Raw genomic sequence first — 8024 nt, 5'->3', positions numbered from 1 at the left:
CGCTTGATAGAAATACGATTAATGCTGTTAATACTACCGCTCCACTTGCTGATCCTACGAAGTCACCTTTTGTTACTTGTAATACTTGCTCTTTCATATCATTTATCCTCCCTTTTCATAAGTTATCTATATGTAATTTCTAAGAAATGTTTATTTCATAGTTTTTATGTTAACGTTACATTAAATTTGATAACGTAACGTTTGTAACATTAATGTAACATAACTATTGTTACGTTGCAATATAATAACGTGAAATTTATTACACTTTTTTTACGTTTTTTTATAATAATCCCCAAAAACCTTTATTTAATGCACTTTTCACTAAGCTCACGTTTGTAACATTCATGTAATATTACAGTCATAAAGTGAAATATAGTCATACTCCTCTCTATTTTTGTTACAAACAGTTTATTTAGTGACACTAAACCTATCTAATCTTTACTTACTTTTAATATGAGATAAAATACCGTCTTTCCAAGATAAGTTTATATGTTTCCTCTATATAACTATGTATAATAAAAACAAAGAGGTGGTCATTTTGAAATTAATCGCATTAGATATGGATGGTACACTACTATCATCTAATCTTGAAATCTCCAAAGAAAACCTACAAGCAATCCAAACTGCACAAGAAGCTGGTCATATTGTAATGATTTGTTCTGGTCGTGCGAAAGAGGATGCTTTAAAGCTATTGGAAGAATATAAATTATCTCTTCCAGTCGGAGCAAGCAATGGGGCTATTGTTTATGTGGATGGAAAAGTAATTAACTCGCGTTGTATACAAAACGACAAAGTGTACAAACTTGCAAAATTACTAGAATCTGAAAGTTTCCCATATAAGTTATATACAAATAAAGGAGTTTATTCTCCATATACATGGCAAGATCAAGTGATGCAAGCATTCGAAGAAAATAAGCAGGCGCTCGATGTTACATTAGAGGAACTTGAACGAATTACAGAAAAGCAAAAGAAATCGAACTTAATTACTGATTTCAAAAAAATAGAAGATGTTGTAAATAACCAAGAACTAGAAATATCTAAATTCTTCATTTCAACATTTAATGCAGCGCATCGCGCACAGCTATTAAGCGTGTTACAAGAAGACGCTGATATTATGGTTACAGCATCAGCTCCTACTAACTTAGAAATTATGGATAAGAATGGACATAAAGGAAACGGGCTACAGCAGATGGCAGCTCATTTTAATATTCCTATTGAAGATACAGTTGCTATTGGTGATAATTTTAATGATGTACCAATGTTAGAAGTAGCAGGCTTATCTGTTGCAATGGGCAACGCTGAAGAAGATGTAAAAAAACTATGTGATGTTGTAACATTAACAAACAATGAACATGGTGTTGCTCACGCAATCGAGCAATTTGTATTGAAACAAACTTCATCTAGTAAATAAAAAAAAGGACTCTTTCCATTTGAAAGAGTCCTTTTTTTATACATGATGACAAGAAACAAAATGATCATCACCAACATTACGAAATTCTGGTATTGTTTTTTTACAAACATCTGTTGCAAACGGGCAACGTGTATGAAAACGACAACCTGAAGGTGGATTTGCTGGACTTGGAATATCCCCTTCTAGTATAATTCGCTCTCGCTTCACTGTTGGATCTGGTATTGGAACGGCTGATAACAATGCTTTTGTATACGGATGTAGCGGATTGGTAAATAACTCATCACGCGGCGCCGTCTCCACAATCGTACCTAAATACATAATTCCGATTTTCGTACATAAATGTTCTACTACACTCAAATCATGTGAAATGAATAAATAAGATAATCCCTTTTTCTCCTGTAACTCACTAAATAAATTAATAATTTGTGCTTGGATAGATACATCTAGTGCCGCCACAGGTTCATCAGCTACAATGAATTCTGGATTTAACACCATAGCCCTTGCGATTACGATACGCTGACGTTGTCCACCAGAAAACTCATGGGGATACCGGTCAATATGATAAGGAGCTAAGCCACATAACTCCAATACTTCAATTACCTTTTCACGAACATTTTCTTTCGTCGCTAATCCGTGGGCCAACATCGGCTCTCCAAGCGCTTCTCCAATTCTCATTCTCGGATTTAATGAGCTAAATGGATCTTGAAAAACGAGCTGCATATTAGGACGATGTTTTCTCAATTCATCCTTCGATAAAGAATGAACATCTTTCCCTTTAAACTTCACTTCCCCCTCCGTTTTTTGAATGAGACGTAAAATTGTTTTTCCTATCGTTGTTTTTCCGCTCCCTGATTCGCCAACGAGACCAAACACTTCGCCTTTATTAATAGTAAAACTTACTCCATCAACTGCTTTTACATGTCCGATCGTTCTACTAAATATGCCACCTTTAATTGGAAAATATGTCTTTAGGTTTTTTACCTCTAATAATGGTTCACTCATTGCTCCGCACGCTCCTCATATAACCAGCAAGCTACTTTATGATTTTCATCATTTACATTTAGATTTGGGACTTCTTTTTCACATATTTCCATACAATGCTCACAACGCCCGCTAAAGTAGCAAAACTCATCCAAACCAACTAAATTAGGAACTTGCCCTGGAATAGAATATAGTTTATCTATTCGTTTTCCCATCACTGGTTTTGATTTCAACAAGCCTTTCGTATACGGGTGTTTCGGATTTTGGAATATCTCTAGTACTGGGGCTTCTTCAATAACTTTCCCGCCATACATAACAACAACGTAATCAGCCATTTCTGCTACAACGCCTAAATCATGTGTAATTAGTAAAATAGATGTTTTAAACTCTTCTTTTACTTGTCTTAATAAGTCTAATATTTGAGCTTGGATCGTAACATCAAGAGCCGTTGTCGGTTCATCAGCAATTAATAACTTAGGATTACAACTAAGCGCAACAGCAATCATAATACGTTGTAACATCCCGCCGCTCAATTCATGCGGATAAGAATGAACAATTTCATTAGCACGGGCTATGCCAACTTTACGAATTAACTCAATTGCTTTCTTATACGCTTCATTTTTACTAAGTAATTCATGCTCCCTTAGCGTTTCTACAATTTGCTCACCTACAGTGAAGACCGGATTTAGCGATGTCATCGGTTCTTGGAAAATCATCGCAATATCATTGCCTCGTAAACTACGAAGTTCTTTCTCTTTCATTCCTAAAAGACTTTTTCCTTCATATAAAATGTCTCCACCTACTACACTGCCAGATTCAGCAATAAGCCCCATAATAGATAAAGCCGTTACACTCTTCCCGCAACCTGATTCTCCTACTACACAAACCGTTTCACCTTCCCGAACAGCAAAGCTAACATGGTTTACAGCCTTCACTGTCCCTTCCTCCGTTTGAAAGTGTGTTTGTAAGTCTTTTAGCTCTACTACCGCCCTACTCATACCTTCTCACCTACCGTCTCATCTTTGGATCTAACGCATCACGAAGTGCATCACCAAGTAAATTAATTGATACAACCGTTATAAAGATTGCAAAACCAGGCGGAATCCATAACCACGGACGCTTTTGGAAATCAATTAATGAGTTAGCTGCGCTAATCATGTTCCCCCATGATGGTGTAGGTGGGACGACGCCGAGACCTAAGTAGCTTAGCGCGGATTCTCCCAAAATAGAACCTGCAACACCTAATGTAGATACGACAATTAAAATGGGTAAAACATTAGGTATTAAGTGATATATAATTTTCCGGTAATCTTTTATTCCTAACACATCAGCAGCTTGCATAAATGCTTGCTCCCTAAGTGATAAAATTTGCCCTCTTACAAGGCGTGCAAGCCCTGGCCAACCTACTAAACTTAAAATAATCATAATGACATACAACCGATAATCAGACGGTACTTTCCACTCTGATAAAATCGCACCCATTATAATAAGTAACGGTAATCCTGGCATCGACATTAAAATATCTGCAAGCCGCATAATAATATTGTCCACAATACCACGATAAAAACCTGCAATCGCTCCTAATAAAGCTCCAAGTATAACTGATAAAACCATTGAAGCTAAACCAATGGTTAATGAAATACGTCCCGCTTGCATAAGCCTTGTTAAAATGTCTCTTCCTAATTGATCTGTACCAAGCCAATGAGAAAAACTAGGTGGTTTGTTAATGAGCGCAACTTGTATTTTTCCTGATGCATATGGAGAAAAGAACGGACCGATAAAACAAAATAAAAACATAAAAATTAATGCATAAAACCCTACAAGTGCCATCTTATTTTTCTTTATCTTTTTAAAAGCTTGTCGCCATGGTGATGATGCGTTTCTTCTCTTTTTTTCTTTTTTTTCTGTAATTACTGTAACAGTCTCCATTTCTTTCCCCACCTTACTTCAACCGAATTCGTGGATCAACAACTGCATATACGATATCTGCTAAAAAGTTTGAAACGATTGTTAAACAAGAAAGAAACATCGTAAATGCCATCAATACTGTATAGTCACGGAAATTTAATGCTTCTAATTGAATATTACCAATTCCTGGCCAGTTAAAAATTTGTTCAATAATAATTGCCCCAGAAAACAAGCCAGGTAATTCAAATGCTAATAACGTAATTGCCGGTAAAATTGCATTTTTTAATGCATGCTTATAAATAACCGTCTTCTCCTTCAAACCTTTCGCTCTTGCTGTTCGTATGTAATCTTGTCTTACAACCTCTAACATACTTGTTCTAAAATAACGAGTTAGCGAGCCGACCCCAAGAAGTGTCAAAATAAATACTGGTAAAATCATATGTTTTGCAACTTCTATCACGTAAGCAAATCCTGTTGAATTACTGCCAACATCAATCATTCCACCTATCGGTAATAACTTAAAGTCAACCGCAAACACCTTAATTAAAAACAAACCGATAAAGAATGAAGGGAATGACATTGCTGCAAAAACACCGATTGTTACAAGTTTATCGAACAAAGAATGTTGCTTCGTCGCCGAGAATACACCGATAATAAGTGCAATTAGCCAAATAAAAAACAATGCAATAATTGCTACACTAAAAGAATTCCAAATAAATTTATTTAATAATGACGTTACAGGCTCTTGATATTGAAGCGAGAAGCCAAAGTCCCCTTGCAATGCATTACCTAACCAATGAAAATAACGCTCAACAATCGGTTTGTTCAACCCATATAATTCCCTCAGTTCAGCTGCTCTTTCCGGTGTAATTTTCGGATTTGAATCAATATAATCCCCAGGAAGAAGTGCGAACAGGACGAAGATAATAATTGATGTACCAAGCAGTGTAGGAATCATTTGTAACAACCTACGAACAATATATGTTTTCACCCTTTTTCTCTCCAATCTTATGCTTAAAATAGAAGAACATTTTTTCAAAGCGGCACATTACTAACCGAATGAAAAAATGTCTTCTACTTATACATTCTTATCGTTATTTTTCAAATGATAATACTGGTAAGTTTGCACTAATACTGTTGTACTTTTCAGGATCAATTCCTTTTATATTCCCGTTATAACCAGTAATTGTTCTACGGTAGTTTAATAGAATTACTGGTGGATCATCACTTAATTCTTTATACAATTCTTTATAAATAGGTTTACGCTTTTCGATATCTACAGTTTCAATACCTTTTTGAATTAGCTCATCTACTTTTGCATTCTTATAACCAAGACTAGTTTCATTTGCAGTAGACAAATATTCACCAGCTGTTTCACTCGGGTCACTTGTAATCGGTGTCGAAACAGAAGCTAAATCATAATCCCCTTTGTTTACCTTAGAAAGCATCGTATTAAAGTCCATAAATTCAGGATTAAACTCTACACCTATTTCTTTATAATTCTCTTTCGCAATCGGAATTAATAAATCACTATCTTTAGCCGAACTTGGACCGAAATAAGAAAGTTTTAATTTTTGACCATCTTTTTCACGAATTCCATCCGAACCAACTTTCCACCCTGCTTCATCTAATAATTTTTTCGCTTTTTCTTTATCGTATTCGTATTTATTAACTCCTTCTTCCGTATAAGCCCAAGAAGTTGGATGAATTGGTACATTGGCTACTGTACCGTATCCTTTTAACGCTGTATCAACATATTTTTTGCGGTCTAATCCGTAAATAAGTGCTTGGCGAACCTTTTTATCCTTTAAGTAAGGCTTATTATTATTCATATAAATATAACTATATGACGGTGCTGTTTCGATTTGGATATTTGCGAATTCTAAAGCCTTAGCCTGTTCAAGAACCTCATCACCAGTACCTAAGCCAGTATGGTCAACTTCTCCTGTTTGGAACAACTGAAGCTTCGTATCACCAGAAGTAATTTTATAAATGAAGTTTTGAATTTTTGGTTTACCCGCATAATAATTTTCGTTTGCTACAAAACGAACTTCTTGACCTGGAATATACTTTTCAAATTTATATGGACCCGCAGCTAATGGCTTTCCATATAAATCTTTTAAGTAATCTAAGCTTGTATTTTGCTTATAATCTTTTCCATAATAAGCTTTTGATAGTACTGTACCTCCTAAAACAAATATAGCTTGTGAATTCACTTTTTCAGTTGTAATTTTAATTGTCTGTGGATTAACAACTTGAATACCTTCAATTGAAGTTGCTTTTCCTTCTTTATATTCTTTACCACCTTTAACCGCATATTGAGAGATATCTACTTCACCCTCATATGCCTTATCATGTAAAAGCGTCAATGTGAAAGCTACATCATCCGCCGTTAATGGCGATCCATCACTAAATTTCAAATCTTTACGTAAATGGAATGTATATGTTAACTGATCAGAAGAAACGTCCCACTTCTCAGCTAATTCTGGAATTGGTTTCCCTTGTTTATCGGTTGATACGAGAGATGCAAAAATAACTGAAGTTACGTTTCCATCCCAACCATTTTGTTGGAAGTATGGTAAAAATACGCCGCCTGGCTTACTAATACCAACTACTAACGTATCTTTTCTATTCTTCGCTTTGTCTGGCACTTTCGTTTTATCTGTCGCAGCGATCTTTTCAATTTTCACATTTTTTAAATCCTGCTGTTTAACCGGTTCTGTAGAAGCCGCGTCCTCCTGTCCCCCACAAGCAGACAACACAAGCGAACTACTAAGTAATACTGAAAATACACCAGCCCATTTTTTTGTCTTTTTCTTCATTGTCCCCACCCTAACTGTTTAATAGTTATACCCTTTGAACTTATTAGCTTATGTATGCCTCCCACAGCACATTTATAGCCAATCGGAAAAGTCGGTTTTAATCAGAAAAAAATAGATGTTTTTGAGGGGTAACAATCTTATTCCGACCTTTCCGGTAGACTTTATGGTTATTAGCTTATATCGTTCAGTATATTTTGTCAATTCTTTCTAAATAAATATTTTTAGAATTTTTCCAAAATTATCACTCTATCCTTATACTTTAAGAAAACTCAGCTATAATTCGTATTAAAAACTTAAAAATCTACTTCTATTTCTTCAGCATGAAACATAGAATACTAATAACCAATTACCAAAAAGGGGGCGAAAATATGGACAACCTATTCCAATACGTCCTGCACTACGTATTATTAACAATTATGATAGTCGGGGCGCTATTACTATTCCCGTTCTTCCCAAAGTTCGTCCTCTTTTTAGCTTTTTTTATCATGCTCGGGATCGCTATTATAATTTCAACGAGAGAAGATACCACGCAAAAAGAGAGCAGAGTTCAGCGCGTAAAGCTGTAACTTTGCTCTCTTTTCGTTTTCATTCACTAGTCTCTTTTACACATATTTATCCCACTATTTTCCGGTCAGTAAGACCCTCACCTCAAAATTCAGCGAAAGCAAAGAAGTTAGGTGGGGGGCGTGCTGCCCGTAAAAGCCCGATTCGTGAGGACTGATTAAAGTCTCACTTTATCTCTCGGGAAATAATTAGCCTTTGTTTTTGTAATTACTCCTATCGAAAAACCACTAATGACATTTATTTTTCACCTTATCATTTCATATGTTTCACAAGCTATGCAAATTGAGGAACACGGATTTATCTAAGTTACTGTTTCACGTGAAACACATCGCTTTATT

General features: G+C 35.5%; 8 protein-coding genes. 2 read left to right on the top strand and 6 right to left on the bottom strand.

What is annotated here, in order from left to right; translation table 11 throughout:
• The coding region (locus ASE54_RS20020) for a DUF3948 family protein (RefSeq protein WP_098878226.1) at positions 1-106 on the bottom strand (106 nt) is incomplete at its 3' end.
• A gap of 432 nt (positions 107-538) precedes the next feature.
• Here ASE54_RS20020 and ASE54_RS20015 point away from each other — a divergent pair.
• Complete coding sequence (locus ASE54_RS20015; RefSeq protein WP_000766426.1) at positions 539-1411, top strand: Cof-type HAD-IIB family hydrolase; 873 nt, start codon at positions 539-541, stop codon at positions 1409-1411.
• Between the two features lie 36 nt (positions 1412-1447).
• On the opposite strand, the gene ASE54_RS20010 is transcribed toward ASE54_RS20015, so the two are convergent.
• The 5 genes from ASE54_RS20010 to ASE54_RS19990 all read right to left on the bottom strand — a co-directional run bounded on the left by ASE54_RS20010 (position 1448) and on the right by ASE54_RS19990 (position 7122).
• Complete coding sequence (locus ASE54_RS20010; protein WP_001294490.1) at positions 1448-2413, bottom strand: ABC transporter ATP-binding protein; 966 nt, start codon at positions 2411-2413, stop codon at positions 1448-1450.
• Positions 2410-3390 carry an ABC transporter ATP-binding protein gene (locus tag ASE54_RS20005; RefSeq protein ID WP_000085616.1) on the bottom strand — a complete coding sequence of 327 codons (981 nt, stop codon included), beginning with the start codon at positions 3388-3390 and terminating at the stop codon, positions 2410-2412. Before ASE54_RS20005 ends, ASE54_RS20010 begins: the two co-directional genes overlap by 4 nt.
• Positions 3391-3400: 10 nt before the next feature.
• Entirely contained in the window at positions 3401-4321 is a 921-nt protein-coding gene (gene opp4C, locus ASE54_RS20000) for an oligopeptide ABC transporter permease (RefSeq protein WP_000451075.1), read from the bottom strand.
• A 13-nt stretch (positions 4322-4334) separates the two neighbouring features.
• Entirely contained in the window at positions 4335-5291 is a 957-nt protein-coding gene (locus ASE54_RS19995) for an ABC transporter permease (RefSeq protein WP_000860748.1), read from the bottom strand.
• A 103-nt stretch (positions 5292-5394) separates the two neighbouring features.
• Positions 5395-7122 carry an ABC transporter substrate-binding protein gene (locus ASE54_RS19990; protein WP_000730664.1) on the bottom strand — a complete coding sequence of 576 codons (1728 nt, stop codon included), beginning with the start codon at positions 7120-7122 and terminating at the stop codon, positions 5395-5397.
• A gap of 368 nt (positions 7123-7490) precedes the next feature.
• Here ASE54_RS19990 and ASE54_RS19985 point away from each other — a divergent pair, with 368 nt between their 5' ends.
• Positions 7491-7688: a hypothetical protein gene (locus tag ASE54_RS19985; protein ID WP_000369259.1), complete on the top strand. Its 198-nt coding sequence runs from the start codon at positions 7491-7493 to the stop codon at positions 7686-7688.
• Positions 7689-8024 lie beyond the last annotated feature (336 nt).

Source organism: Bacillus sp. Root131 (genome assembly GCF_001429475.1).
GTDB classification, from domain to species: domain Bacteria; phylum Bacillota; class Bacilli; order Bacillales; family Bacillaceae_G; genus Bacillus_A; species Bacillus_A thuringiensis_S.
Note: the sequence above shows the minus strand (reverse complement) of the source record. Positions and strands in the feature narration are given on the sequence as shown.